A 26,999-nucleotide genomic window follows, 5' to 3' on the forward strand; every position below is an offset into this window, starting at 1 on the left:
GCGGCGCACAGAGGATCTGCTGGCGCCGGTCGGCACGGTCATCCGCGTGCCCGAGTCGCAGCAGGATGCCGTGACCGCGTTGTCGGGCAGCGGCCCGGCCTACTTCTTCTACCTGGTCGAGGCGATGATCGACGCAGGCATCCTGCTGGGTATTCCGCGGGCTGTCGCCGCCCAGCTCCTGGTCCAGACCGCGGTCGGTGCCGCTGTGATGCTACGCGACTCCGGTGAGCATCCGGTGCTGTTACGCGAGGCTGTCACGTCCCCGGCCGGGACGACGATCAACGCGATCCGGGAGCTGGAGAAGCACGGGGTCAGGGCTGCGTTGCTGGCCGCGATCGAGGCGGCCCGGGACCGGTCCCGTGAACTTGCCTCCGGTTAATGGATATTGGTCGATGCGAGTGATGATCCAGAAGGCGGCCTGTCTGGTCGGGTCCCCGAGCGATCCCGCGGGAGGATGCGGCGAGTACAGGTCCGGGAGCGGGTAGGCTCAGCCGATAGTTCGTTCGGCTTTCCCTCATACAGATCGGTCGGGTTCGTGGGTTCGGTTATCAAGAAACGTCGTAAGCGTATGGCCAAGAAGAAGCACCGGAAGCTCCTCAAGCGCACCCGCGTTCAGCGACGTAACAAGAAGTAGTCGTACAACTACCATGTGACACTCTCTTTTTCCTCCAGTGCTCCGGAGACTGCGGCCTCCGGGCGCGCGATCTGACGATCGTCGCACGTCCTTTGGCCCTCCAGGGTGTCGAGGTGTTCCGTGTGTTCGGGACGGAAAATTGACGGTTTGAATTCCGGCAGTTCGGGGCGGATCGTTGTGTAACGGTCCGGTTTCACCGGCGGTAGGTCCTCGACTGCCGGCTGCCGAGCCTTGTGGGAAGCTCTCGTGTGACGGGCGGCAACGGAGCCGGCCCCGGCGCAGGGGATCGTATGGCGGGTTCGTGGATCAGTTTTTTGTCGGATTATGGGCTGGACGACGCCTGTGTGGGTGTCTGCCACGGGGTGATCGCCAGGCATGCTCCGGATGCCCGGGTGATCGATATCTCCCATGCGGTGCTCCCACAGGATGTTGAGCATGGTGCGGTGATGCTGGCCGGGGCCGTCGGCTACCTGCCCAGGGGGATCCATCTCACCCTGGTCGAACCGCTTGGTACCGACGGCAGGTACACCCGCGGGATCGCCGTCCGCACCGCGGACGGCTCGATTTTTGTCGCGCCTGACAACGGGCTGGCCTCGCTTGCCTGGGAGATGCTGGGCGGCCTGATCGAGGTCCACGAGATCGCAGACCGAGAGCTGTGGTTGCCGATGCCCACCGCGGTGTTCCGTGGTCGTGACGTCTACGCCCCGGTCGCCGCGCGGCTGGCTGCCGGTCTGGCGCTGGGCGAGGTGGGGCCGCGGTTGGACCCGGCGTCCGTGGTTCAGCTGCGGCCACGGGCCTGCTCGGTTGACGATGACCACGTCCATGGTGAGGTTGTCGACATCGATCATTTCGGCAACCTCGCCCTGAACATCACCCGTACGGATCTTGAGGCCGCGGGTATCACGCTCGGTGATTCCGTTGAGGTGCGCATCGCCGGACGTACCCTGATGCTGCGATTCACCCATACCTATGGTGAGGTTGCGGTCGGCCATATTGCGGTCTGCGAGGATTCACTGCGTCGTGTCATGATCGCAGTCAACTGCGGGCGGGCGGTGGATGCGCTACGGGTACGTCGCCGTGCCGCGATCGTGATCGCCCATGCCCCTCGCGAACCACGTTCGAGACCGGTGGCGTCGACCGGGTCGCTCCCGGTTTCCGTCCGTGTCTGATGCCATCGGCTATTCAACGCGTGGCCTCCGTGCCCGACCGACAGTGGCTATCGGGCCACAATGTGGCTACTAACGCGGGCTAACGCGGGCTAACGGCGGCTAACGCCGGCTAATAGGACGCCACGCCACGGACCACAGAGCGTTGCCGCGCCGACAACTGTGAGGCGTAACATGACGTCGAGATCGGGGCAGGGGGCGACCAGAATGCGACCACGTTGCGTGCTCGTTACCGGTGTTTCTCGACCCCTGGGTGCCCAGGTTGCCAGTGCGTTCGCGGCTGATCCGGAGATCGAGGATGTCATCGGGGTCGATACCATACCACCCCGTGACGATCTCGGGCGGACGCAGTTTGTCCGTGCGGACATCCGTAATCCGTTGATCGCGAAGGTGATCGGCGCCGCTGCGGTTGACACCGTGCTTCACTTGAATGTCATCGCGACTCCGCTCGGCGCCGGTGGGCGGACCGCGATGAAGGAAATCAACGTCATAGGTACCATGCAGCTTCTTGCGGCCTGCCAGAAGGCGCCGAGTGTTACAAAGGTGATCGTAAAGTCAACCACCACAATTTACGGATCATCGCCTCGGGACCCGGCGTTGTTCACGGAAGAAATGGAACCGCGTGGTCTTCCCCGCGGTGGTTACAGCAAGGACGCCTTCGAGGTCGAGGGATATGTCCGAGGTTTCAGCCGGCGCCGGCCGGACGTCACCGTCAGTGTGCTTCGCTTCACGAACATCGTCGGCCCTGGAATTGACAGTCCGCTGACCCGCTACCTCGAGCTACCGGTTGTCCCGACGGTGCTCGGTTTTGATCCGCGCCTGCAGCTGTTGCACAGCGAGGATGCGCTCGGCGTGCTGACAAAGGCTGCGATCGAGGATCATCCCGGCACATTCAATGTTGCCGGGGACGGTGTTCTCCTGTTGTCCCAGGCCGTTCGGCGGGCGGGGCGGGCGCCGCTTCCGGTGCCGTCACCCGCCGTGGTTACGCTCGGGAACCTGGTTCGCCGGTCGCGGCTGCTGGATTTCTCTGCGGAGCAGCTCGGTTTCCTCGCGCACGGCCGTGCGGTCGACACCACTCGGCTGAAGCATGTATTCGGTTACGTTCCGAGATTCACGACCCTGGAGACATTCGACGACTTCGTACGAGATCGCCCGATGCGATTCGCGATCGACCGTGACACCGTGATGCGGTTCGAACGCGGCTTGTTGGGTGTACTGGCGCGACGCCGTCTGGTCGGGACGTCGTGACCAGGATGGCACTGATCGATGTGCCTTCGATCAGTGCGCCGGGGTTCCCGGCGGATTGGCGAAGCCGGTCTGTCAGCGTCTGTTTTAGATCTTCGGTCCGGCTTGGCAGGCGCGTTCTGACGGCTGGGGGGACCCTGGAGGCCTGAAGGGTGCCAGGGCAAGTCTGGTGAAAAGGTGGTCACTGGTGTGAGTGAAGCGCGGATCATCCCGCTCGGCAGCAAGGACGGGCGCGCCAGGACGGGCGGCGGCGCGGCGGCGCGCCGTCCGCGGCCGCAGGATCCGTCGGAGGTCGACCGCGACGGCGGGACGGACCTGGCCGGTGACGCGCCTGTTGTCGACATGCGCGTCAGCGAGCACATGACCGTCCCCGTGGGCCCGCACCCGGATCCGGTCGCGGGTCGGCCCACCGCATCAGACCGGGCGAACGTCGGCCCGGCCGCGTTGGGCCCGGCCGCGTTGGGCCCGGCGGTGTCCGGTCAGAACGCATCGGTGAACAGCGCCTCGAACGGTGCTGACGCGAACGGTGGTGACGCGAACGGTGGTGAGGAGCTGACGCCTACGCAGCGGGAACCGGCCGCAGGCGGGAGCAACCCGGCAGGAGACTCGGGTATGGACCCCGTGTCGACACTGCCCGCCGAACCGCTCGCCGACGCGGGCAGCCTCGAGCAGGCTCTCGCGGGTTTTCTCGCGTTCCTGCGGCGGCGGATCACCGGGGACTACGTTGTCGATGAACACGGCTTCGACGAAGATCTCACCGAGAACGTCATCGCGCCGCTGTTGCGGCCGATCTATCAGAGCTACTTTCGGGTTGAGACCCGGGGCCTGGAGAACGTTCCAGACACCGGTGGCGCGCTCATCGTGGCCAACCACTCGGGTACGGTGCCGTTGGACGCGATGATGACCGCGCTGGCAATTATGGACCATCATCCGGCCCATCGGCACCTGCGGATGCTCGCCGCGGACCTGGTGTTCGCCGTCCCATTTCTCGCGCCTGTCGCGCGCAAGACCGGTAACACCCTCGCCTGCCAGCCCGACGCTGAACGACTGCTCGCCAACGGTCACCTCGTCGGGGTGTGGCCGGAGGGTTTCAAGGGGATAGGAAAGCCGTTCAGCGAGCGGTACAAGCTCCAGCGCTTCGGTCGTGGAGGGTTTGTCTCGGCCGCATTGCGAACCGGGGTTCCCATTATTCCCTGCACCATCGTCGGAGCTGAGGAGATCTATCCTATGATCGGGAATCTCCGGATGCTGGCTCGTCTGCTTGGCCTGCCCTACCTGCCGATCACGCCAACGTTTCCCTGGTTCGGACTGCTCGGTCTGCTACCGCTTCCGTCGAAATGGCTCATCGAGTTCGGTGAGCCTGTGGACACCGAATCGCTGACCCCGGCCGCGGCCGAGGACCCGATGCTGGTGTTCGAACTCACTGATCGCATCCGGGAGACAATCCAGCACTCCCTCTACGGGCTCCTGATGCAGCGCCGATCGGTATTCTTCTGACACATGGCGACTGAGGATGGGCCTGATGCGACATCGGACGTCCGGCATCGGGCCGACCCGAGGCCGCGCGCCCATGGTCTTTTCCGGGTGGCCGGAGGCTTCGGGGCATCCAGGCGGACGTGGGCGGCACGCGGTTTCGTCGCCATCTATCTACTGTCAGTCACCGGCATGGTCGGTCTACTGGCCGTGATCGGTGATGGTTTCCTGGCGATCTGGCTGGCCGTCATCGAGCTGGCCTCGGTCGTGGCCATCGTTGCGGTGACCCGTGGCACGCCGTCCGGACCGTCGCGGGTCACCCGTCTCGGCACGCCAAACGATCCCGGTATGCCCAGCGGTCGTCGCTGACGGCGCCACCGCCACCGCCACCGCCACCGCCACCCGTAGCCGGTGACACCGGGCCCGCCGATGCCGGTGCCGATGCCGGCGTTAGGGGCGGCGTTGGTGGCGGCGGGTTAGTCGACCGCGTCGCTGTACCGGCGGCGCAGTGCCATGCCCGCTGCGACGCCCCCGGCCAGCGCGCCCATTCCGGCTGCTGTCGGCACACCGATGCGGGCGGCCTTCCGCGCGATGCGGAAATCCTTGATCGGCCAGTCGCGTTCCCGGGCAACGGCCTTCAGGTCGGGGTCTGGATTGATCGCCACGGGATGGCCGACCAGCGACAACATGGGCAGGTCGTTGATGGAGTCCGAATACGCCCAGCACCGGGAAAGGTCCAATTGTTCACGTTCGGCCAGGGCCGCCACCGCGGCCGCCTTGCTCGGACCATGTAGTGGATCACCGACAAGATGTCCGGTGTAACGTCCGTCCGACACCTCGCTGACCGTTCCGAGCGCGCCGGTGAGTCCGAGGCGTCGGGCGATGACGGCCGCCAGTTCGACCGGTGTGGCTGTGACGAGCCATACCCGTTGGCCCGCGTCGAGGTGCTGCTCGGCAAGTGCCCGGGTGCCCGAGTAGATGCGTTCCGCCATCCGCTCGTCGTAGATCTCCTCACCGAAGCGGACGATCTCGGCGACCTCGCGACCGGCGACGAACGCGAGCGCGGTCTCCTTGACATCCCGCATCCCGCTGGTGTTCTCCAGCCCCCGGACCCGGTAGGACACGTGCTGCCAGCCGAACTTCAGCAGGTCCCGGGACTGGAAGAAGTCACGCGCGGCAAGTCCGCGGGCGAAATAGAAGATCGACGCTCCCATCATCATCGTGTTGTCCACATCGAAGAACGCGGCTGCGGTCGGGTCGGGCGGGGCCTTGGCCGCCAGCTCAGCGGCTGCCTTGAGCGCCGCGGTTGCGGCAGCTTCGGCGTCGGCTCTGCGGGCGCGGTCATCAGCTGTCCGTGCCGGGCGTGGTTGAAACCGCATCGTGCCCTCCTGGACGTCCACGGCCCACGGGAGGGCCACGCTGTCACTGCAACCTGGGAAGCGTACGGTGCCACGAGGCCACGCAGCGGTACCCGGCATCGGGCGCGCGGTGGAGCTGTGGTCGCGCGGGGGTTGTCAGGGGGCGGCTTGCGCGGTGAAGTGGCGGGCAAGGGATCGGACGGCCCGGAACTGGAGCGCCTTGACCGCGCCTTCGTTCTTGTCCATCGCCAAGGCGGTCTCCCGCACGGAGAGCCCCTCCAGGAAGCGCAGTACGACGCAGTCCCGTTGTTCGGGGCTGAGCATGCGGACCGCATCGATCAGGGCCTTGCTCGTGACGCCGGCAAGGACCGATTCCTCCGGCCCTGAGACGAGCTGGGTGTCCGCGGTCGCCGCGATGTCGTCGGTGGGGAACTCCATCCGTGTCCGCCGCGACTTTTTATGATCAATTATCAGGTTCCGTGCGATCGTGATGAACCAGGCGCCGATGTCGTGGCCTTGCCAGGTGAAGCTTCTGATGCCGCGCAGCGCACGCAAAAAGGTCTCGCTGACGATGTCCTCGGCCATCGCCTGGCTGCCAACCCGGTAGAACACATAGCGAAAGACCACGTCCAGGTAGGAGTCGTACAGCCGGCCGAAAGCCTCGTTGTCGCCCTCCTGCGCGCGGCGGACCAGTTCGGGGACATCGGTTTCCGGCCCCATGACACCCTGGGCCGGCGCTGGCTCGGACACCCCGGGTGTGCCGTGGCCGACCGGTCGGCCCGGGGATGACGACCGGATGCCGGACGGCGTGACCGACCCACCCATGGCCGAGCTGGCCCGCACGGGTCCGCCCAGCATGGCGGCGTACGGGGCATTGTTCACCGAGAAAATCTCGGCCCGTAGCGCTGCCAGGCCGACGGGGTCCGGCGCCGGGCGCGACCAGGACCGGTTCACGTCCGCGATCCGCGCATGACCCGCAACGGGGTTCGCGGCCACGCACATCCCCGGTGTGCACGGGACGGCGCGGCGGGCATACTCGGCTCCGAACGATCAACGAGGCTGACTGAAGCGGGATGTCACCTGTTCGAGACCGGGATCGTCCGGACGTCTGTCGCCCCTGGGCGGTCCGGTCGGAAAAGGCGCCATCATGGTTTTCTCGCGCCTCCGGCGATGACCATCCAAGGACCCTGGACAGCCGAGTCTAGCCAACGATCCGGCACCGGGCGTGCATGGTGAGGTGAAGATGTGTGGTTGTCTTATGGGTCTGGGGGAAGTGTGTTTGTGATGGTGTTGGGCCACTTGAAAGATCTACTTTGACGGGTCGGGCTACGAGGATCGGAGTAGCGGTGCGGGTTTGTGCGGGCCGGGGTCGGGCGCCGGCGTGAGCGGTCGGCCGGGAGGCGTCCGGGTCACCCTGCTGACCCGGGCCGGTTGTCATCTCTGTGACGACGCACGGATCGCGGTGGCTCGGGTGGCTGGCGATGTGGGTGCCGGATGGCAGGAGGTCGATGTCGATGCTCGCGCCGATCTGGTCGATGCCTACGGTGATCGGGTACCGGTGATTCTTGTGGACGGGCGGGAGCACGGTTACTGGCGGGTCGAGGAGCCTCGCCTTCGGCGTGCTCTGGCCGGCGGGCGCTCATAGCCGCTTCGCGACCATTCGGGGGACCCCGGGCTCGATGGTGGGCCGGCAGCCGACCTGAGCGCAAGATCACAACGACTTCGTGAACGCCTTCACGAAGTCGTAAACTCACCCGGACAGTCGTCTACCGGCGTCGTTCGACCGTGAAGCACTGCTGTTCGACTGTCAAGCACTGCTGGCGGACGGCAGGCGTCGCCGGCAGCCGGGCGCCTCAAAATGGTGCGGGAGCCGTACATGACCGAGTTTCGCCGGGCCGTTTCGGCCGGCCGTGCCCGCTCGCCGGTGCCTGCGGCGACAGTCGCCCGACTCCCGCTCTACCTGCGGGTCCTTACCTCGCTTGCCGATCGGGGGGTGCACACTGTGTCGTCCGAGACGCTTGCTTCGGCGGCCGGCGTGACCTCGGCGAAGGTGCGCAAGGACCTGTCCCATCTTGGTTCGTACGGGACGCGTGGCGTCGGCTATGGGGTGGATCTCCTGCTGAGCCGCATCGCCGCTGAACTCGGTCTGACCGAGGACCGTTCGGTGCTTCTGGTCGGGGTCGGCAACCTCGGCCACGCCCTTGCGGGGTACGGCGGGTTTCAGTCCCGCGGCTTCCGCGTGGTCGCACTGCTCGATGTCGACCCCGGCCGGATCGGCGAGTCGATCGGTGGTGTCGTGGTGAGCCCGCTCGACGAGATGGAGGCCCTGGTCGAGCTGAAGCGGGTGACCATCGGCGTGATCTGTACACCGGCCGCCGCTGCGCAGGCTGTGTGCGACCGGCTCCTCGCGGCGGGAGTGACGAGTATCCTCAATTTCGCACCAATTGTGCTGTCGGTGCCAGCGGGAGTGGACGTGCGCAAGGTTGATCTCGCGGTGGAACTGCAGATCCTGTCGTTCCACGAGGCTCGCAAGCGTCCCGGCTGCTCCGTGGACGAGATCGGTTCGGACGACATCGGTTCGGACGACATCGGTTCGCCAGTCAGTCGCGCCGGCCGCCAGGACGGGCCCGCCGACTCCCGGATCGCGGTGATGACACGTGCCCCGGCTGAGCCGCCACCGCGGCATACCCACAGTGGCAGCCCTCTTGTCGGCACCGCCGGGAGTGACGGATCATGAGCCTGCTGGCCGTGGGCCTCAACCACCGGACGGCGCAGACGTCCATCCTGGAGATGGCCGCGGTCACCGATGACGATGTGCCGAAGGTGCTCCACGATCTGTGCCAGGCCGCATGCGTCGCCGAGGCCGTGGTGCTGTCGACCTGTAACCGCACCGAGATCTACGCCGAAGTGGAGACCTTCCACGGCGGCGTTGCCGATGTCTCCGACCAACTTACCCGGATCACCGGGACAGAGCTCTCCGATCTTGCGCCGCATCTGTACGTCCACCATGAGGCTCGGGCTGTCAGCCACCTGTTCTCCGTCGTCTGTGGCCTGGATTCGATGCTGGTGGGGGAGACCCAGATCCTCGGGCAGGTGCGCGCGGCTTTTCGGACGGCCCAGGTCGAGGCCAGCGCCGGAGCCACTCTCGGCGGTCTGTTCCAGACGGCGTTGCGGGTGGGCAAGCGCGCACACAGTGAGACCGCGATCGGTTCGGCCGGAGCGTCGATCGTGTCGGTCGGGGTGGGCATGGCCGCGGCTGTCTGGGAGGGCGCCGCAGAGCGGGCCGCGCTGGCCGAGTCGCTGCCCGCGATCGACGCGCTTGCCGGGCGTCGGGTCCTGCTGGTGGGTGCGGGGGTCGTGGGAGCGCTGGCGGCGGCTGTGGCGCGGCGGGCCGGTGCGGCCGAACTCGTGGTCGCGAACCGTAGCCCGGCGCGAGCCCGGCGAATCGTCGAGGTCTACACGGCTGAGATGGTCGCGCTGACGCAGGTGGCACCGGAACTGGATCGGGCCGATCTGGTGATCACATCGACGGGTGCGGCCGGGCTGATCCTGACCCGTCAGGCGATCGCCGAGGCGATGGTCCGTCGGGGCGGGCGGCCACTGGTCCTGCTGGACCTCGCTCTTCCCCGGGACATCGACGTGACTGTCCGTGATCTTCCGGGCGTCACCCTTATTGATCTTGACACCCTGCGGAGCGCCCTTGACGGCCAGCAGGTGGCCAGCGACGTCGAGGCGGTCCGGGCGCTCGTGGCGTCCGAGACCGGTACCTATCTTGATCGACGGCGTGCTCATCGGGTCGCGCCGACCGTCGTGGCACTTCGGGCGCAGGCCGCGGCTGTCGTGCGCGAGGAGCTCGACCGACTGCAGACCCGCCTGCCCGACCTTTCCCCCCGTGACTGGGCGATGGTGGAGGGAACGGTACGGCGCGTGGCGGACAAACTTCTGCACGCGCCGACCGTGCGGGTGCAGCAGCTCGCTGCGTCCCCCGGCGGCGACACCTATGCCGAGGCGCTGCGTGAGCTGTTCGACCTTCCTCGGGAGGCCCCGGCCGTCGTGTCCGCACCCGAGCTACGAGAGGCACCATGACGAGCGGAAACCGTCGACCAGGTCGACCGGATGGAGAGTCCGTCCCGGGACCCGCCGGGCGCAGGGATGCGCTGCGGCTGGGCACGCGGGGTTCGGCGCTCGCACTCGCGCAGTCCAGCCTGGTGGCGAGCTGGTTGCGGGAGCGGCTGGGCCGTCAGGTCGAACTGGTGCACATTGTGACCGCCGGCGACCGTTCCCAGGAGGCGATCAGTCAGCTCGGCGGGACCGGCGTATTTGTAAGCGCGCTGCGAGAAGCGCTGGTGGCCGGTGAAATCGATCTCGCCGTCCATTCCCTGAAGGACCTCCCGACAGCGACCCCGGACGGGCTTGTGATCGCGGCTGTCCCGCCCCGCGCGGACCCTCGTGATGTCGTCGTCACGCCGAGTGGGCGGAAGTTGAGCGACCTCGGGCCCGGCGGCACCGTCGGTACCGGGTCTCCCCGGCGAGCTGCGCAGCTGCGTGCGCTGGGCCTCGGGCTGAATGTCGTCCCGATTCGGGGTAACGTCGACACGCGAATTAAGAAGGCGATCGACGGAGCGGTCGACGCGGTTGTACTCGCCCATGCCGGGCTGGACCGGCTGGACCGGTTGGACGCGGTGACCGAGGTGTTGGATGCGGATGTGATGGTGCCGGCTGCTGGGCAGGGTGCGCTGGCGATCGAATGCGCGGGTGATCCCGACGTGCTCGACGGTGTTTTCGATCGGGCCGACCTGTACCGAGGCAATGTCACTCTCGCCGAGCTGCTACGGTTTGTGCTGGACGACCCACTGTCGCGCACGGCTGTTGCCGCTGAACGTGCCTATCTGGCTGCCATCGAGGCCGGTTGTAGCGCACCGGTCGGCGCTCTTGCCGACGTTGCGGTGGCGCCCGAGGGAGCAATGGCCGCCGGTGTCATCCGGCTACGGGCGGTGGTTGCGTCGCCGGAGGGGAACGGTGTTCTCCGGCGCGTGGTCACCGGGCCCGCTCACCACCCGGAGGCGCTGGGAGAGCGCCTCGCGGACGCGATGTTGTCCGCTGGAGCACAGACGTTGATGGGAAATTTCTGATCATGGCCACCCGCCGCACGAAAAAGCCTCTGATCCCGGTCGCTCTCGTTGGAGCCGGCCCACGCGATCCCGGCCTGCTGACCGTTCTTGCCACCGAGACGCTGGCCAGCGCCGAGTCGGTGATTGTCGATCCCGATGTCGCTCCAGAGATTGTCGCCACGCTTGCCGGTGAGGTGCTGCGTATCGGCGATACCGAACCGGCGAAACCAATCATGGATGCGGACGCGGCAACCGCGGTGGTCGTCGCGCGGGCCCGGGCGGGGGAACGGGTCGTCCGGCTGTACGCGTCGGATCCGTGGCTCACCGGGATCGGTATCGCCGACGCGCAGGCGCTGGCCAAAGCCAAGATTCCTTTCCGGGTGGTGCCGGGTATTCCCACCGGTGCGGCGGTTGCCGCCTACTCGGGGGTCGCGCCCGGGCTTCCGGTCACCTTCGCAAGCACAGCGGGGGTGTTCTCCGCCAGCGGGGTGCAGCCGACCATCACTCCGGCGGCGGACACGCCGGGCATGCCGCTGGGTTCGGCGACGTTCGGGGCCAGTCGTCTCGGTGGGCGCGGTCTGTCTGAGCTGGGTGGGTCCGGCCTGGGCGGAACGGGCCTTGGGGGCGCAGGTCTTGGGGGCGCAGGCCTTACGGCATCGCCGCTGGGCGCGTCGCTCGGTCTCGGTGGGATCGGCGCGGGCCTGGGCGCCGCTGGTGTGCCCGGCTCGGAGGTCGACTGGGTGTCGCTGGCCCAGGCGCCCGGCACCCTGGTGGTGACCGCGGTCTCCAACGAGGTCGGTAAGGTCGCGGCGGCACTGGTCGAGCAGGGCCGCCCGGGCGACACACCGGTCGCCGTGACAGTGGACGGCACCACGACCGACCAGCGCACGGTCTCCTCCACCTTGGACCGGATCGAGGCCGATGCGGCGTCCGTCATCGCCAACGCACCATGCGTGGTCATGTCGATCGGTCCGGCGGTCGCGGCCCGCGGCAAGCTGTCGTGGTGGGAGTCACGGGCGCTGTTCGGTTGGACGGTTCTGGTGCCCCGGACCAAGGAGCAGGCGGCCATCCTCTCGGACCTGCTGCGCTCGCACGGCGCGAGTCCGCTGGAGGTACCGACGATCGCGGTGGAGCCGCCGCGGACAGCCGCCCCGATGGAACGTGCGATCACCGGCCTGGTGTCGGGCCGTTACCAGTGGGTCGCCTTCACCTCGGTGAACGCGGTCCGGGCCGTCCAGGAGAAGGTCGAGGAACGCAGCCTGGACGCGCGGGCGTTCGCCGGCGTCAAGGTGGCCGCGATCGGTGAGGCGACCGCAGATGCGCTGCGCGCCTTCGGAATCCGGCCGGATCTCGTCCCGTCCGGCCAGCAGTCCAGCGAGGGTCTGCTGGCAGACTGGCCCGAGTACGACGACGTGTTCGACCCGCTCGACCGGGTGCTGCTCCCCCGGGCGGACATCGCCACCGAGACCCTGGTCGCCGGGCTGAAGGACCGTGGCTGGAACGTCGACGACGTCACGGCGTACCGCACGGTGCGCGCCGCGCCACCGCCTGCTCCGATCCGGGAGGCGCTCAAGGGCGGCCGGGTGGACGCCGTGGTGTTCACGTCCTCCTCGACCGTGCGCAACCTGGTGGGGATCGCCGGTAAGCCACACGAGACCACGGTGATCGCGGTCATCGGCCCGCAGACGGCGGCCACCGCGGTCGAACTGGGCCTGCGCGTCGACGTCCAGGCGACGGAGGCGACCATCCCGTCGCTGGTGCAGGCACTGGCCGACTTCGCCGCCGAGCACCGTGAGGAACTGGGCAAGGTCGGTCCGCTCGCGGCCAGGCTACCCAAGCCCCGGCGCGGTTCCCGGCGGTGACCGCGCTGCCGGGCGCCGGTGGTGCCGGGCCTGTCGGGCCAGTAGGAGCTGTGGGCGATCGTGTCGCTGGTGGTCGCGCCGGGTTCCCGCTGGCCAGACCGCGCCGGCTGCGCCGTGGTACAGCCCTGCGGCGGCTGGTATCCAACGTGCGGTTACATCCGGCGGACCTGGTGCTTCCGATGTTCGTCAAGGAGGGCATCGCCACCCCGGCGCCCATCGCCTCGATGCCGGGCGTCATGCAGCACACCCGGGAGTCGTTGCGTAAGGCCGCGGTCGAGGCGGCCCGGGCCGGCGTCGGTGGGTTGATCCTTTTTGGCGTTCCCGCGAACAAGGACGGGCGTGGTTCGGCCGCGGATGACCCGTCCGGCATCGTGCAACTTGCTCTCGCGGATCTTGTCGCGGAGGTCGGCGGCGACATGGTCATCATGACGGACCTGTGCCTGGACGAGTACACCGACCACGGCCACTGCGGCCTGTTGACGCATGACGGTGACGTCGACAACGACGCCACCCTGGCTCGGTACGGCTCGATCGCGGTGGCCCAGGCCCGCGCCGGTGCCCAGGTGGTGGCGCCGAGCGGGATGATGGACGGCCAGGTGGGCGCGATCCGCGCGGCGCTCGACGCAGCCGGCCACGCGGACGTGCCGATCCTGGCCTACTCGGCGAAGTACGCCTCGGCCTTCTACGGCCCGTTCCGCGACGCGGCCGAGTGCGCACCAGGGTTCGGTGACCGCGCCGGCTATCAGCAGGACCCGGCCCGCTCGGCCGGTGAGGCCCTGCGCGAGGTCGCCCTCGACATCGCCGAGGGTGCCGACGCCGTGATGGTGAAACCCGCGTTGGCCTATCTGGACGTCGTGGCGGCGGTTGCCGCCGCCGTGGAGGTGCCAGTTGCCGCCTACCAGGTGTCCGGCGAGTACGCGATGGTGGAGGCGGCGGCGGCGAACGGCTGGATCGACCGCGAGCGCGTCATCACCGAGACGCTGACGGCGGTCCGCCGGGCCGGCGCGGACATCATCCTGACGTACTGGGCGACCGAGGTGGCCCAGCGCCTGCGCTGATCCGTCCGGGCACCTTTCTGGCGGCTTCGTTCCCGCCGGGCCCGGTCGCGCCACGCGTTTCTGTGGTCCTCATGTGTACTTTGCGGACAAATCCTCCTACTTTGGCCGATAGGCTGCTTCACAGCAAGATCGGCCATCTTCTGGTGGAGGGATCACAATGACCATGGTTCTGGAGCGACCGACGCGGGAGCTGTCGGTGGCGTGTTCGTACCGTTGGTACGAACAGATCGACTACGATGACGGCATGGCTGTCGCGAAGGTGTCCGTATCCCTGGACGAACGTGTCCTCACGGCCGCACGGGCGGCGGCGACGGCCAAGGGCATCAGCCTGTCGGCCTGGATGTCACAGGTGATCGATCACCACATCGGCATCCAGGAGGGCCTTGCGGCCGTCCGTGAGTACGAAGCCGAGCACGGCCCCATCCCCGCGGATGCACTGCGGCGCGCCGACGAGATTCTCGATCGGCTCGGAGTCGGGAGGAGATCCCGATGACGGAGGAGGAAGGTGGAGTCACGTATGACACCGGCGCCCTCTTGGCGGCTGAAGCAGGTGATCGTGAGATGTGGGCGCTGCATCGGCGGATCCTGGAACGTGAGGTTCGTCCGGTCATTCCCGCGCCAGTGCTGGCGCAGGCGTGGCGAGGTGGCCCACAGCCGCTGCTGTCCCGCTTTGTAAAGGGTTGCGACGTCGAGGACTTCTCGGAGCAGCACGCGCGAGCGGTCGGATCTCTGCTGGCGCGGGCGGGTACCAGCGATATCGTCGACGCTGCCGTAGTACTGACCGCGGCGACAAAGGATCATTCCGTCGTTACGAGCGATCCGTCGGACGTGTCCGCCCTTGCGGACGCGCATGACATAAAGATCAATCTGCACGTCGTCTGAGTACGACGAGGTGGCTGCGAGGGCACCTGGACAACAGATACCCTCGCGGCTACCCGCACCCGGTTGGGGCTCTGACGGTCCGCGGCGGTCGCTGTGGCACTCGACCGGAGGTCGAGGTTGTGCTCCGGGGCACCAGGATGTGGGAGCCGCCAGGTCCGGTTCGTCGAAGGACGGCCTCGTAGGATCGGCGCTGGACCCAGACAGATCCGGAGGATGCGTCGACATGGCGGAGGACGGCATCGACGTTCGTGAGGAGCATTTCAATAACGAGCCAACTGGAGTCGAGGTTGAGCTGGACGACGAGGAACCCGGTACAGCTCGGCCCTGGAATCCGGATGACATCCGGGTCGGTACGAAGCAGTTCTCGCTGCGTAATGTCCTTGACCTGATTGCTGACGGTGATCTGGAGTTGGCGCCCGACTTCCAGCGGAACACGGTCTGGAAGGCCCGTCAGAAGTCACGTCTTATCGAGTCAATCTTGTTGCAGATCCCACTGCCGGCATTTTATTTCGCTGAAGACAGCAACGGGATGATGCGCGTCGTGGACGGCCTGCAGCGGCTGTCCACCGTGCACAGTTATGTCCGCAAACAGGCGTTTATATTGACTGATCTCGAATATCTGAAATCGGCAGAGAAGAAGCGCTTCGAGGAGCTCATGCCGGCACTGCAACGCAGGATAAACAATGCGCAGATCGTAGTTCACGTCATCGATCCGAGCACGCCTTCGGGAGTCAAGTACGATATCTTCAAGCGGATCAACACGGGTGGTACTCCGCTTAATGCCCAGGAGATCCGGCACTGCATGAGCAAGGAGCGGAGCCGGAGCTTTCTCAAACAGTGCACGCATACGCCGGAATTCGACCGCGCCACTGGTGAACGTTTCCGTGACCACCTCCGGATGGATGATCGAGAAGTGGTTCTCAGATACTGCGCCTTTTGGCTGCGCGGTGTTGACGGTTATGTCTCAGCCGGCTCCATGGACGTATTTCTGGATATCACGACAACAATGCTCGACAACCCACGGGAGGTTCCGGACGATCGTCTGGTGGAGCTCCATAGTGCCTTTCGTGAAGCAATGATCAAAAGTTATGAAGTTTTCGGCGAACATGCGTTCCGGAAATGGCCCCGAGGGGTGAACGTCAGGAACCCCATCAACCGTCCACTGTTCGAGAGCTGGTCCTACGTACTCGGTCGCTACGATCTCGCCGATCTGAAGAGGCGCAAAAATCTGATCGTGACCGCGGCGCGGGATCTCATGACCGATGATCGATCCTATATCGATGCCATCACGACATCGACAGGAGACCCGAGGAAGGTTCGGCTACGGTTTGACAGAGCAGCCCAGACCGCGCAGGTGGCCCGGTGACGACAACTCTTGCGATTCGCAATTTCAAACGGTTCGTCTCAGTTGAGTTGGAAATTCGACCACTCACCGTTCTCACCGGTCTGAACGGTACCGGCAAGAGCACCGCCATCCAGGCGCTGCTACTCGCCCGACAGGTGGCGGAGAATGCCGGCGCTCGGGTCGTACAGCTCAACGGACCGTACGGACTGGCGCTTGGCGAGGCTTTTGACGTCCTGCACCGCGAGGCCGAGCGTCAGGAGATCGAAGTTCGCATCGATGGTGGGGCTGCGGGAGCCTCCCACCGGTATTTGTTCGATGTACCTGACGACAGAGCCTTGAACCTGCTGGTTCGTGACCGTCCGGTGGATGTCCCGGACTTGCTCGCCGGTCACGGCGTCTCGTTCAGTTACCTCAACGCCGAACGGCTCGGGCCTCGGGATCAGCTGGATGTCACCGCCGAGGATCGGGATCGGGTCGGTGTCGGCATCCGTGGCGAATACATGGCACAAGCGCTGGCCCTGCACGAGACCAGCGAGGTTCGTGAACTACTTCGACATCCGAGTACCGGGGCGGAAGGCGTCACCACGCTACGTACCCAGGTCGAGACCTGGGCGTCCGAGGTCATTCGGCCAATCCGGATCACCGCACAATGGCCGGCGGGGATCACGGCGAGTTTGATCCGCTTCCAGGAACCCGGGGTGGTGGGCGAGCAGATCAAACCCGCTAACATGGGTTTCGGATTCTCCTACGCATTGCCCGTCATCGTGGCCGGTCTGCTGATGCCGATTGGTGGAGTGCTGGTCGTGGAGAATCCCGAAGCCCACCTGCATCCCGCCGGTCAGTCCCGGCTCGGTCGCTTCCTGGGTCAGGTTGCGGGAAGTGGCGCACAGGTGGTTGTGGAAACCCATAGTGATCATCTGATCAATGGCATCCGGCTGGCCGTCGCGGCGGATCGGGTTCTCGAGTCCCGACGGGCGATCGTGCATTTTTTTGGTGAGGGTACCGATGGCCATCCGACTGCCATCGAATTTACGGAGCGTGGTGGTCTCACCAGCTGGCCGACAGGATTTTTTGACCAGATCGAGAACGACCTGGGGAGGCTGGCCCGTGCGAAACGTGGAAAGGTCTAGTGGCCCCCGTGTCGTCATAGACGAGGCGAGTTTCGACTTCCGAGGGCTATCCGACGTCCAGATCGAGGCCTATTTAGACGAGTTCAACGAGACCTTACGGACGCTTCGCGACGACGACAGCCTCGGAGTCTCCTGTGCTCCCATGTGGGAAGCGGTCCGGTGCCTGGACGAGTGCGAGCTCTATCAGTTCCTGTGCCGCGAGTATCCATCGGAGGTCGACCGGGACACGCTGGTTCTTGCGTACAGCCAGCTTTCGCGATGTCCGGAATGGGACGACGAGGCCGTTCCAGATGTCGATGCCACCGTCAGCATTGACGGCGAGGATCCGATAACGGCGCTTTCGGTGGTGTACGCATCGTTCATGACCATGCGTCGATTTGGTGTTGCCTGCCTGTTCTTCCCAGGTTCAGCCCGCGTTCGAGGAAATCGGGCCGTGCGCGGTGGCCACGGCGAAAGCCAGGTGTTCTTTTTCTGCTATCCAGCGGATCTGCCCGAGTTCTGGCGGCGATTATTCGCGCTTGAAAACGTACCCGAAGGTAAATTCTTCGAGTTGAGTCGACGCGCTTTCCCGGACCTCGTGTTCCATCCAGGCCTTTCGTTCAACCGTTTCGAAGGATCCTACTCGGTACTGCGCGACCGGGTAGTCGCCGTACTCGCTGCGCTGAACGATCGATTTGTTGACGAGTACAGCGGATGCAAGGGAAAACCCAACGAGATCCAGGCCGCGATGGGCCGTTACCGCCTCGAACTCTCACCGGAGAGCCCGAAAACCAGGGGCAGCGACCGGTTGATGCGCCAGCGTGAGGTGATTTACGAGGGTAATACGCTGCGTTGTGAGTGGCATGCGAAGCTCGAGCGTCACCGCAATCGTATCCACTTCTCCGAACCCAGTGAACATCTGGCCGGCCGTATTCTGATCGGAATCTTTGTTTCTCATCTCGACACGTAGAGCCGAAAATCGTGTGATCACGAACGGTTCGTATCCCACAGTCCACAGGGTGTGCAGCCTGAGCATGCGCCGATGGCCGGTCGCGGCGCGGTCACGCTGGTCCGGTGGCGGAGCGAGCGACCGTAGCGGCGGGTGGGTTTGGCGGGGCCGGCACGTCCGGCAGACCGGCGAAGAAGCTCCAGATGACGGTGGCGGCACTGGCTGCGGCCGGTACGCGTGGTGGTGCCGGCCAGGAGTGTGGCACGTCGTGGTAGGTGACGGCGGCGACAGCGGCACGGTCCCGGCATTCGCGCCAGATCATGATCTCAGCCGGACCCACCCGGCGGGTGGTCGCGGGCCGTGCGGGACAGCCGTCCCGCTCACGCCAGAGTGCGACCGCGGCGGCCATCGACATCAGCGGTGGTCGTGCCAGGAGAGCTCCGTCATAGGGCAGCACCTGGTCGGCGGTACCGGCGGCAAGCAGTACCGACACCGCACGTCCTCGCGCACACGGTACCAGCGGTACGGCCCCGTATGTCGCGACTCCGGCGAAGGCGGACGGGTCCTCGCAGGCCATCCGAAGCGCGAGCTTTCCGCCGTTGCTGTAGCCGACGAGGTAGACCCGATGTGCGTCGGCCGGCTCCCCGTGCAGCACCGCGGCGACGACACCGCGCACAAAGGCGGGGTCGTCCGGTCGTGACCGGCCCGCCGTGCCACAACAGTCGGCGCCGGCGTTCCAGGACCGGTCGAGACCTGCGGGTACGGCAAGAATCGCGTGGCCGTCGGCCACGAGCGGACTCAGGCCGCTGAGCGCCACCATCGCGGTCGGTGTCAGGCCGCGACCGTGCAGAAGTACCACCAGCGGCAGCCGCTGCGTGGATCCAACCGGTCGCAGCAACAGATAGACGCGTCGCAGCCCACCCATCGTGATCGTCCGCGTGCTCTGGCTGATCAGCGGCTGGGCTGTGATCGTGGCCTTGCTGGTTGCACCCTGCGGTGGGGTAGACGGTTGGCTGGGTGTGACCGATGCGGCTGCCACGGCTGATTGTTTTCGATCTACGTGGACGATAGGTTCTGCCATGGTGACGATGAGTACTATCGCCGCCGTGGCGGCCAGCAGAAGATTCCCCCGTCGATAGGTCATGCGCAGGTCAGCCTGTCGTCCGTTGTCGGGGCCGACCGGACACCACCAGGCTCAGCGGCGTGGGTCGGCAGAGCGCGACCAGCGCCGTCGACAGCACCAGGGTCGTAGACATCGCCAGCAGGGTTGACCACGGTGGGGGAAGGGCGTGGGGAAGGACGGTCAGCACACCTACCAGGATCGCCGGATGCACGAGGTAGATGCCGAAGGACAGCTCCGAACCCTTGCGTATGAGTGAGTCCAGCCGGCCTGGACGTCGTCTGCGCTGCCACACCGAGCCCAGGGCGAACAGGGCCACGATGCTCGCTGATCCCCATGGCACCATGATGGGCTGAAAGACCGACGCGGCGTCGAACGGCGGCTGTCCGTGATGTCGTGCGATCATGTACCAGAGTTCTGCGGCACCGGCGGCGAGTACCGCGCTCAGTACCGAGAGCCCGATGTGTCGACTCACCCAGCCGCGGAAGCGATCGCCGTGGACCGCGGCGAGCGCACCGGCCACGAGCCAGAACTGGTACATCCCGAACAGCTCGTAACAGTGCTGCTCCAGCACGCCGGCCACCCCGGACCACGGCCGGCCGTAGTGGACTTCCGTCAGGATGGCGATCTGGAGCAATGCGCTTCCTGCCAGCAGCGACCAGTGGTGCCCGGCGGTGCGCCGCACCAGACGGGCCAGCAGCGGGAACAGCAGGTATGCCTGCAGGGTGACCAGCAGGAAGTACAGGTGATACCAGGCGTCGCCGGTGATTAAGTCATAGCCAAGAGTGCGCAAAGCGGCGGTTATCTGGCCGTCTGAGAGCTGTTGGAGGAGACCGCGGCCGGCATAGAGCACGGTCCAGACCACGTACGGCACCCCGACGAGCAGGAACCGACGTCGCCAGAACCGGCCCAGTGCGAGGGGACGGCCGTAATGGGTGTGGAAGAGCACGAAAGTGGTGAGAAAGAAGAACGCCTCACGGGTGAAGTGCAGCAGCACGAGAGCGGCGTTACCGCCGACGCTCTGGAACGGGTTCGTACCGCCCGTCGTGTGGACGCCGACCACCGCGACAAAGGTCAGCAGGCGGACCAGGTCGACGTCGTGCAGATGCGCTGGCCGCCGAGCCATGCCGGGACCGGTGCCGGTGCCGGTGCCGGGACCGGTGCCGGCACCGGTGCCAGGACCAACGACCGGCGGCTCCGGTCGTTGGTCCTGGGAAGAGCCCGGCGCTGTGGTGGTGGCCCGTACCGGGCTCGGCGTCGCCGTCGTCGTCGTCATCCGAATCCGTTCGCACAGTCGAGCCGGTCACGCAGGCGTTGGCTTCCATCGAGGCGGTTGCCGGCGAGCCGCCGCATCACCTTGCCGGTGGGTCCGACCGGCAGCGCGTCGACGACGTCGATGGCAACTGGACGCTTGAAGCGCTCCAGGACGGACTCACAGCGGGCGGCCAGATCGGCGGTGAGGCTCTCGTCAGCCCCGGCGGCTGGTACCACCAATGCAACCGGTGTCTGGCCGAGAACCGGATCGGGGCGGCCGACAACCACGGCCGCATCCACCCGGGGATCGGCAAGCAGGACCTCCTCCACCTCGCGTGGGAAGATTTTCTCGCCACCCCTGTTGATCACATCGTCAGTGCGGCCGGCGAGGAACAGGTACCGATCGGCGTCGAAATACCCCAGGTCGCCGGTATCGAGCCAACCGTCGGCGTCAATCCGCTCGTTTCCGGCCTCGCCCACATAGGCTCTGATCACCCCGGCGCCGCGGATCTGGACGCGGCCCGTGACGCCATCGGGGCACTCCTGCCCGTCCTCGTCGACCACCCGTACCTGCGTGGCGACCGGTAGCCCGACCGAGCCCGCCTTGCGCACGCCACGCAGCGGATTGGCCGCTATCTGGCTCGCGGCCTCGGTCATGCCGTAGGTCTCCAGCACCCCGATGCCCGTGGCCTGCTCGAACGCGTGTAGCACCGCGACAGGCAACGCGGCCGACGCGGACCGGACAAAACGCACCCTGGTCGAACGCGCCTGCCCGACATCCGGGTCGCGCGCGAGGATGGTCACGATGGCCGGTACGGCGTTGATCCAGGTCACGTCGTGTTCGACGATCCGTCGCCAGAATCCCCGGCGGCGGAATCGGGTGTCCAACACGACCGCGCCGCCCGCTGTCAGGGTGGCCAGTAACCCTACCACCTCAGCGTTGACGTGGAACAGGGGTAGCGGACAGAACCCGATGTCGTCGCTGGTAAGGCCGTGATGGACGGCCACCGCACGCGCGACGTGCACGAGCTGCGCCTCGCCGAGGAAGATCTGCTTGGCCGTCCCCGTGGTCCCTGAGGTGGACAGCACCACCCCACCGCCGGCGGCCGGCCGGTCAGCGGTAGGAGCTGGACCGCGGTGGTCGACCCGGGCGGGGCGCGGGCCGACCTGCCCGACGCCGGCCGTCGCAGGTAGCTCCCGGTCGGTGACCACCAGGGCAGGTCCGGCCATCGTGAGCATCCGCTGCAGCTCCGCCGGGGGAGCGTCTGGGCTCAACGGGACGGCGTGGCGTCCGCTGGTGATGGCTCCGAGGTAGGCGGCGGCGAAATCCACCGGATCGGCGACGACGATCGCCACTCGCTGTCCGGGTCGGCAGCCGGCACGGTCGAATTCCGACCACCAGTCACCTACTGTGGCACCGAGTTCGTCGTAGTGCATGCGCCGGCCGCTGCCTGCGTCCACGAGACAGACCCGACGGGGATGGTCCCGACTATGAGCCTCCAGTAGCTCGATCATGCGGCGGTGGCCCGTGGGCGACCGCTCGTCCAGATCCATCGAACGAGGGCTGTCAAGGGTAGCAGGCACGTTCGCATCCTTCTCGAACAACGTTAACGAAACCTCGGGACCCGATGAGAGTTTACCGACGGACCTGCTGGCGGATCATGTTTGCATGGATGGTAAAATTTCGCCGCCTGCCCCGATCTCTCAGCGATTCCACAGCTGGTATTAAAGCCGTTCTCATGTGGTGGTGGAAGGGTAGGGGTGGTATTTGGTGTGCGTGGTGATTTCATCCCGCACGCTGGATCCCCGGACCAGTCAGGTGCCGCTCCAGGAGGTGGCCGTTATGATCACCAGTGCTCTCACTCTGCCTGCACGCCAGCCGAAGCCACGTTCCCGTGGAATCACGATAGTGATCGACAACGGCCTGCCGACAGGCTATTTCCGCGATGCCGTCGCCAGCTTCTGCGATCATATTGACCTGGTGAAGTTCGGCTGGGGTACGTCGCTCGTGACAGCTGGGATGGCCGATAAGATCGCCTGTCTGCGCGGCCTGGGTATCGACTTCCTCTTCGGCGGTGTTGGAAAAGCACATTCTACAGGGTCGTTTCGACGATTTCCGGGAGCTGTGTCGCGAGCAGGGCTGTCGGTATGTGGAGGTGTCGAACGGGACCATCGACCTCGGTGTCGAGGAGAAGGCGAGCTACGTTGCCAAACTCGCCGACGAATTCGTCGTGCTGAGCGAGGTCGGATTCAAGGATGCCGAACGTTCCGAGCGTCAGTCGCCGTCCCGGTGGATCGCCGCCATTCGGACCGACCTGCATGCCGGCGCCCAGATGGTGATCCTGGAAGCACGTGAGACCGGGACCAGCGGAATCTGCCGGCCGGACGGGCAGTTGCGGTTCGGTCTGATCGAGGACATCCTCGACTCCGGCGTGCCAGTCGATCGACTGGTGTTCGAGACGCCTACCAAGACGCTGCAGACCCACTTCATCCGCCGGGTCGGTCCGGATGTCAACCTCGGAAACGTGCACGCCGCCGACGTCGTGGGCCTGGAGACCCTGCGGCTCGGGCTCCGCTCGGACACGCTGCTGGCCTTCGAGTAGAGGAGCGGGCCGTGCGAAACACCGCCGATGTCTTTCATCTCGCCATTCCCGTGATGGACCTGGCGGCGGCGCAGCGATTCTATGTGGACCTGCTCGGTTGCCGGCTCGCCCGCCGTTATTCCGACCGGATCACGCTCGACTTCTTCGGCGACCAGCTTGTCTGCCACCTCACTCCTGATTATGAGCCTGGCGAGGCGACGTTGTACCCGCGCCATTTCGGCGTGACATTCCGGGACGGTGCCGACTTCGACGCACTGCTGCGCCTGGTCGAACTGCGCGAGGTGGCGGTCTTCCAGCCCGAACAGGTACGTTTCGCCGGGCTGGTCGAAGAGCATCGGACCGTGGTGCTGCGCGACCCGTCGGGCAACCTGCTCGAATTCAAACACTATGTCGACCCGCGGATGATGTACTGATCTTCAGGAGGTCGTGTCGTCGGCTACCGGGACCCCTGATCGGAGCATTCGGGCGTTAATGGTCAATAATATGCGACATCGCACTCGTTCTGTTCTGGTCGGGAGTGGTTGACAAGTGGCAGACTGTCGTGTTCGGAGGAGGTGAACTGTGGTCAACGAGGCTGATCGTTTTGAGGTGCCCCTGTACAGTGTCGCCGAGGCCGGCCGGTACCTGCGGGTGCCGACCTCGACCTTCACGACGTGGGCATATGGGTACATACGCCAGCGGCCGGGACGGTCTCCGGTTCGCGGTGAGCCGATTGTCACAGCGTGTTCGACGCCGGAGCACGGCGAGGCCGTGGTGCCGTTCATCGGTCTTGCCGAGGGCCTGGTGCTCGCGGCGATCCGGCGCGCAGGTGTGCCGCTTCAGCGCATCCGGCCCGCTCTCACCCGCCTGTCCGAGGAGCTCGGGATCGAGCACGTCCTTGCGTCCAAGGCCCTCTACACCGACGGCGCAGAGGTGCTCTACGACTTCGCCGAGAGCCAGGGCGATACGCCCGAAGCGCGGGGTGCGCGGGACTTGGTAGCCGTGCGCAAAGGCCAGCGGGTGTTCGGGGATGTCGTCGATGCCTACTTGCAGCGCGTCGACTTCGCGCCCGATGGCTATGCCCGGCTCATTCGCCTGCCCGAGTACCAGCACGCCGAGATTGTGGTCGACCCCAGTCGCGGGTTCGGTCAGCCGATCTTCTCCCGTGGCGGAGCCAGGCTCGAAGACGTCCTGGGACGGTTCCACGCCGGCGAGCAGCTCGCGGAGGTCGCCGAAGAGTTCGGCGTCCCCCCGGACGAGCTGGAAGACGCCGTACGGATCGCCAGCAAACCCGCTGCCTAGTGGCACATCCCGAGGGGCTTCCCCACGTCTTCGTCGACCGTAGCCTCGGTCGCATCACAGTCCCTCGGCTGCTGCGGCAAGCCGGCATCGAGCTGACGACGCTCGCCGAGCACTATGGCATCCCGCAGGACGAGAAGGTTGACGACGTCACCTGGCTCACCGATACCGCTCGGCTCGGCTGGATCGGGTTCATGAAAGACGAGAGGATCAGACGCAGACCCACCGAGAAGGCAGCCGTCATGCAACACGCTGCTCGCTGCTTCTACATCACTCGGCAGAACCTGTCCGGTCCAGAGATGGCCCAGCGACTGATCGACAATCGTGATGCGATCGTCGCCGCGGGCGCCGCGCCGCGAATAATGATCGCGCGCCCTTCGGCCCCATTGGGACGGGTACCCGCGGAAGCGGCCAGATCAGGGGAACGTCCCATCGAAGAAAAACCAGGTCGTCCTACAGGGAGCGGCGGTAGGCGTCGAAGGCGCGGGTGGCGAGCATCCCGGCCATCGTCGCCAGCGCGGTGAGGCAGCACAGATAGATGCTGACCGTCAGCCAGTCCGGGTCGGTCGAGCCGGCCTCGCGGGCGGCGCTGACCGCCCAGTCCACCGGGTTGACCCGCGCGATGACCTGCATCCAGCCGGGCATGAGGTTGCGGGCCATGATGGCTGATGACATGAACGTCAACGGCAGGATGGCGAAGTTCACCGCCGCGATCAGGGCGTCCTCCTTGCGCACGATCAGGGCCAGCGCGTGGGAGAAGGCTGCGACCGTGACCGCGACGAGCGACGCGGCGCTGAGCAGGACGGCCGGGCCGACCAGTCCGTTGCGGTAGTGGGTCCCGACGGCCCAGCCGAGCAGCATGATGATGATCGACTGGATGGCGGTGACGACCGTCTGGTAGACGAGCGCGCTACTGATCAGTGCTGACTTCCGGACCGGGGACGTGAGCATCCGATCCATCACGCCGCGATCGATGTCGATGATGACCCTCATCCCGGACCAGCCAGCCGAGAACAGGGCGCTCATCACCACGACGCCCGGGGTCAGGAAATCGAAGTAGGACCCGCCGCCGAAGCCGGGGACATCGACGACCCGACGGAACAGTGAGCCGAACAGGGGCAGCCAGACCACGGCCTGCACGATCGTGATCGCCAGGTATGCCGGCTGGCGCAGCATGGCGCGCAGGTGCCGTACGGTCAACCAGCGCAGCTGGCGGCCTGCGGAGGCCGCGTACTCAGTCGCCGATGCCGGCACCGATCCCGGCCGGGGTACCGGAATGTCCGCCGACAGGCCGGGCCGGGTGGTGCTGTCCGCGATAGCCGTGCTGGTACCGGCGCCGGTGGCCGCGCTGCCTGACATCACGCCACGTCCTTCTTTTCCTGGACGCCCGGGAGAAGGACGTCGTTTCCCCTGGCGTAGTCCGCGCGCGGAGCAGCATTGTCCGCGCGCGGAGCAGCATCGTCCGTGCGCGGGGCAGGCTCGCCGGTGGCCATGAAGCGGCGACCGACATGGCGCAGGTAGACGTCGTCCAGCGACGGTCGGGCGATCGTCGCGGCGATGACCGTGACGTCCACCCGGTCGAGTGCGGCGAAAACGGCGGGCAGCGACGACGCGCCGTCGGCCACCCGGCTGTGGACCTCCCGGCCGTCCACCGTGGTTTCGCCGACCCCGGGGACCTCGTTCAGAGCCGTGGTGACCCGGTCCGCGAGAGCGGTGTCGGCAACGGTCGCGAGCTCCAGGTGGACGGCGTCACCACGCAGCTCGCTCTTGAGCTCGTCCGGGCTGCCTTCGACGAGGATGCGGCCGTCGTCGATGATGGCGACCTTGGATGCAAGCCGGTCGGCCTCCTCCAGGTAGTGGGTGGTGAGCAGGATCGTCAGCCCGTCCGCCGCGAGTGAACCGATCTCGTCCCACATCTGTGCGCGTGCGTGCGGGTCGAGCCCGGTGGTGGGTTCGTCGAGGAACAGCACGCTGGGCCGGTGGACCAGGCCGACGGCCACGTCGAGCTTTCGCAGCATCCCGCCGGAGTAGGTGCGTGCCGGCCGGTCGGCAGCCTGACTCAGCTCGAACCGTTCGAGCAGGCCGGTGACCCGGGTGGTCAGCCCGGCGCGGGGAAGCCCGTGCAGATGCGCCGCGAGCGCGATGTTCTCCCGCCCGGTCGCTTCCAGATCGATACCGGAACGCTGCGTGACAACCCCGATCGCCTGCCGCACCTGGCCGGGATGGGCGAGGACGTCGAGCCCGGCGACCGTGGCCGCACCGGAGTCAGGACGTGACAGCGTGGTGAGGATCTTCACTGTGGTGGACTTGCCGGCACCGTTGGGTCCCAGCAGACCGAACACTGTGCCGGGGGCGACGCTGAAGCTCAGGCCACCCAGTGCCCGGACACCACCCCGGTAGGTCTTGACCAGGTCGGTTGCCGTGATCGTAGGCTCGACGGGGTCGGCTGGCGGGGCCAGCGCTGCCGTGGAGCGCTCGGACGGCGCCGCGGCCTGCGCCGGAGCCGGACTTGAGGTCATCGGGTCCCCCTGACGTTCCTGAACCTGTGGGCT

Annotated in this window: 27 protein-coding genes and 1 pseudogene; 21 read left to right on the forward strand and 7 right to left on the reverse strand. The window is 66.5% G+C overall.

What is annotated here, in order from left to right:
• The 6 genes from U9977_RS07615 to U9977_RS07640 form a co-directional block, all read left to right on the forward strand.
• Positions 1-379 (forward strand): pyrroline-5-carboxylate reductase family protein (locus U9977_RS07615; RefSeq protein ID WP_322748481.1); only part of this gene is annotated, 379 nt, incomplete at its 5' end.
• A gap of 156 nt (positions 380-535) precedes the next feature.
• The gene (locus U9977_RS07620) at positions 536-634 is read left to right on the forward strand and encodes a 30S ribosomal protein bS22 (RefSeq protein ID WP_003948845.1); all 99 of its coding nucleotides are present in this window, start codon (positions 536-538) and stop codon (positions 632-634) included.
• A 290-nt stretch (positions 635-924) separates the two neighbouring features.
• On the forward strand, positions 925-1,803 hold the full coding sequence (locus U9977_RS07625; RefSeq protein WP_322748482.1) for an SAM-dependent chlorinase/fluorinase: 879 nt from the start codon (positions 925-927) through the stop codon (positions 1,801-1,803).
• A gap of 204 nt (positions 1,804-2,007) precedes the next feature.
• Positions 2,008-3,048, forward strand: coding sequence for an NAD-dependent epimerase/dehydratase family protein (locus U9977_RS07630; protein ID WP_322748483.1), 1,041 nt, complete (start codon positions 2,008-2,010; stop codon positions 3,046-3,048).
• 186 nt (positions 3,049-3,234) lie between these two features.
• On the forward strand, positions 3,235-4,542 hold the full coding sequence (locus U9977_RS07635) for a 1-acyl-sn-glycerol-3-phosphate acyltransferase (RefSeq protein ID WP_416210507.1): 1,308 nt from the start codon (positions 3,235-3,237) through the stop codon (positions 4,540-4,542).
• Positions 4,543-4,629: 87 nt separating this feature from the next.
• Positions 4,630-4,887 (forward strand): hypothetical protein, encoded by a 258-nt coding sequence (locus U9977_RS07640; protein ID WP_322748484.1) that lies wholly within the window; start codon positions 4,630-4,632, stop codon positions 4,885-4,887.
• Between the two features lie 107 nt (positions 4,888-4,994).
• Here the strand turns inward: U9977_RS07640 and U9977_RS07645 are convergent, their stop codons facing one another.
• Positions 4,995-5,897 carry an HAD-IB family hydrolase gene (locus tag U9977_RS07645; protein ID WP_322748485.1) on the reverse strand — a complete coding sequence of 301 codons (903 nt, stop codon included), beginning with the start codon at positions 5,895-5,897 and terminating at the stop codon, positions 4,995-4,997.
• Between the two features lie 135 nt (positions 5,898-6,032).
• On the reverse strand, positions 6,033-6,872 hold the full coding sequence (locus tag U9977_RS07650) for a sigma-70 family RNA polymerase sigma factor (RefSeq protein ID WP_322748486.1): 840 nt from the start codon (positions 6,870-6,872) through the stop codon (positions 6,033-6,035).
• A 385-nt stretch (positions 6,873-7,257) separates the two neighbouring features.
• Here U9977_RS07650 and U9977_RS07655 point away from each other — a divergent pair, with 385 nt between their 5' ends.
• The 11 genes from U9977_RS07655 to U9977_RS07705 all read left to right on the forward strand — a co-directional run bounded on the left by U9977_RS07655 (position 7,258) and on the right by U9977_RS07705 (position 18,213).
• Positions 7,258-7,521 (forward strand): glutaredoxin family protein, encoded by a 264-nt coding sequence (locus U9977_RS07655; protein ID WP_322748487.1) that lies wholly within the window; start codon positions 7,258-7,260, stop codon positions 7,519-7,521.
• 231 nt (positions 7,522-7,752) lie between these two features.
• Positions 7,753-8,613, forward strand: coding sequence for a redox-sensing transcriptional repressor Rex (locus U9977_RS07660; RefSeq protein WP_322748488.1), 861 nt, complete (start codon positions 7,753-7,755; stop codon positions 8,611-8,613).
• The gene (locus U9977_RS07665) at positions 8,610-9,962 is read left to right on the forward strand and encodes a glutamyl-tRNA reductase (RefSeq protein ID WP_322748489.1); all 1,353 of its coding nucleotides are present in this window, start codon (positions 8,610-8,612) and stop codon (positions 9,960-9,962) included. The genes U9977_RS07660 and U9977_RS07665 overlap by 4 nt, the downstream gene beginning before the upstream one ends.
• A complete protein-coding gene (hemC, locus tag U9977_RS07670) occupies positions 9,959-11,008 on the forward strand; it encodes a hydroxymethylbilane synthase (RefSeq protein ID WP_322748490.1) in 1,050 nt (349 codons plus the stop codon). The genes U9977_RS07665 and hemC overlap by 4 nt, the downstream gene beginning before the upstream one ends.
• A 2-nt stretch (positions 11,009-11,010) precedes the next feature.
• Positions 11,011-12,849, forward strand: a complete 1,839-nt coding sequence (locus U9977_RS07675; RefSeq protein ID WP_322748491.1) for a uroporphyrinogen-III synthase — start codon at positions 11,011-11,013, stop codon at positions 12,847-12,849.
• A 50-nt stretch (positions 12,850-12,899) separates the two neighbouring features.
• The gene (hemB, locus tag U9977_RS07680; RefSeq protein ID WP_322748492.1) at positions 12,900-13,907 is read left to right on the forward strand and encodes a porphobilinogen synthase; all 1,008 of its coding nucleotides are present in this window, start codon (positions 12,900-12,902) and stop codon (positions 13,905-13,907) included.
• A 157-nt stretch (positions 13,908-14,064) separates the two neighbouring features.
• Positions 14,065-14,400: a hypothetical protein gene (locus tag U9977_RS07685; protein ID WP_322748493.1), complete on the forward strand. Its 336-nt coding sequence runs from the start codon at positions 14,065-14,067 to the stop codon at positions 14,398-14,400.
• Complete coding sequence (locus U9977_RS07690) at positions 14,397-14,789, forward strand: PIN domain-containing protein (RefSeq protein WP_322748494.1); 393 nt, start codon at positions 14,397-14,399, stop codon at positions 14,787-14,789. Before U9977_RS07685 ends, U9977_RS07690 begins: the two co-directional genes overlap by 4 nt.
• A 223-nt stretch (positions 14,790-15,012) precedes the next feature.
• Positions 15,013-16,155 carry a DUF262 domain-containing protein gene (locus U9977_RS07695; RefSeq protein ID WP_322748495.1) on the forward strand — a complete coding sequence of 381 codons (1,143 nt, stop codon included), beginning with the start codon at positions 15,013-15,015 and terminating at the stop codon, positions 16,153-16,155.
• Complete coding sequence (locus U9977_RS07700; protein WP_322748496.1) at positions 16,152-17,264, forward strand: AAA family ATPase; 1,113 nt, start codon at positions 16,152-16,154, stop codon at positions 17,262-17,264. The genes U9977_RS07695 and U9977_RS07700 overlap by 4 nt, the downstream gene beginning before the upstream one ends.
• Entirely contained in the window at positions 17,242-18,213 is a 972-nt protein-coding gene (locus U9977_RS07705; RefSeq protein WP_322748497.1) for a hypothetical protein, read from the forward strand. Before U9977_RS07700 ends, U9977_RS07705 begins: the two co-directional genes overlap by 23 nt.
• A 91-nt stretch (positions 18,214-18,304) precedes the next feature.
• Here the strand turns inward: U9977_RS07705 and U9977_RS07710 are convergent, their stop codons facing one another.
• From U9977_RS07710 to U9977_RS07720, 3 genes are read right to left on the reverse strand one after another with little or no spacing between them, the layout of a single operon-like run.
• Positions 18,305-19,336, reverse strand: a complete 1,032-nt coding sequence (locus U9977_RS07710) for an alpha/beta hydrolase family esterase (protein ID WP_322748498.1) — start codon at positions 19,334-19,336, stop codon at positions 18,305-18,307.
• 7 nt (positions 19,337-19,343) lie between these two features.
• Positions 19,344-20,588, reverse strand: coding sequence for an acyltransferase (locus U9977_RS07715; RefSeq protein WP_322748499.1), 1,245 nt, complete (start codon positions 20,586-20,588; stop codon positions 19,344-19,346).
• Positions 20,585-22,150 carry an AMP-binding protein gene (locus tag U9977_RS07720; RefSeq protein WP_322748500.1) on the reverse strand — a complete coding sequence of 522 codons (1,566 nt, stop codon included), beginning with the start codon at positions 22,148-22,150 and terminating at the stop codon, positions 20,585-20,587. The genes U9977_RS07715 and U9977_RS07720 overlap by 4 nt, the downstream gene beginning before the upstream one ends.
• A gap of 259 nt (positions 22,151-22,409) precedes the next feature.
• Between U9977_RS07720 and U9977_RS07725 the strand changes: the two are divergent.
• The 4 genes and pseudogenes from U9977_RS07725 to U9977_RS26855 all read left to right on the forward strand — a co-directional run bounded on the left by U9977_RS07725 (position 22,410) and on the right by U9977_RS26855 (position 24,971).
• Positions 22,410-23,169 (forward strand): annotated as a pseudogene (locus tag U9977_RS07725) (phosphosulfolactate synthase).
• A gap of 11 nt (positions 23,170-23,180) precedes the next feature.
• The gene (locus tag U9977_RS07730) at positions 23,181-23,582 is read left to right on the forward strand and encodes a VOC family protein (protein WP_322748502.1); all 402 of its coding nucleotides are present in this window, start codon (positions 23,181-23,183) and stop codon (positions 23,580-23,582) included.
• Between the two features lie 148 nt (positions 23,583-23,730).
• Entirely contained in the window at positions 23,731-24,450 is a 720-nt protein-coding gene (locus tag U9977_RS07735; protein WP_322748503.1) for a DUF433 domain-containing protein, read from the forward strand.
• Entirely contained in the window at positions 24,450-24,971 is a 522-nt protein-coding gene (locus U9977_RS26855; protein ID WP_416210508.1) for a hypothetical protein, read from the forward strand. The genes U9977_RS07735 and U9977_RS26855 overlap by 1 nt, the downstream gene beginning before the upstream one ends.
• On the opposite strand, the gene U9977_RS07740 is transcribed toward U9977_RS26855, so the two are convergent.
• Together U9977_RS07740 and U9977_RS07745 are read right to left on the reverse strand one after the other, a co-directional pair.
• The gene (locus U9977_RS07740; protein WP_322748511.1) at positions 24,901-25,806 is read right to left on the reverse strand and encodes an ABC transporter permease; all 906 of its coding nucleotides are present in this window, start codon (positions 25,804-25,806) and stop codon (positions 24,901-24,903) included. The genes U9977_RS26855 and U9977_RS07740 overlap by 71 nt on opposite strands.
• Positions 25,806-26,966, reverse strand: a complete 1,161-nt coding sequence (locus U9977_RS07745) for an ATP-binding cassette domain-containing protein (RefSeq protein ID WP_322748504.1) — start codon at positions 26,964-26,966, stop codon at positions 25,806-25,808. Before U9977_RS07745 ends, U9977_RS07740 begins: the two co-directional genes overlap by 1 nt.
• Positions 26,967-26,999 lie beyond the last annotated feature (33 nt).

The organism is Protofrankia sp. Cas8 (genome assembly GCF_963555845.1).
Lineage (GTDB): Bacteria > Actinomycetota > Actinomycetes > Frankiales > Frankiaceae > Protofrankia.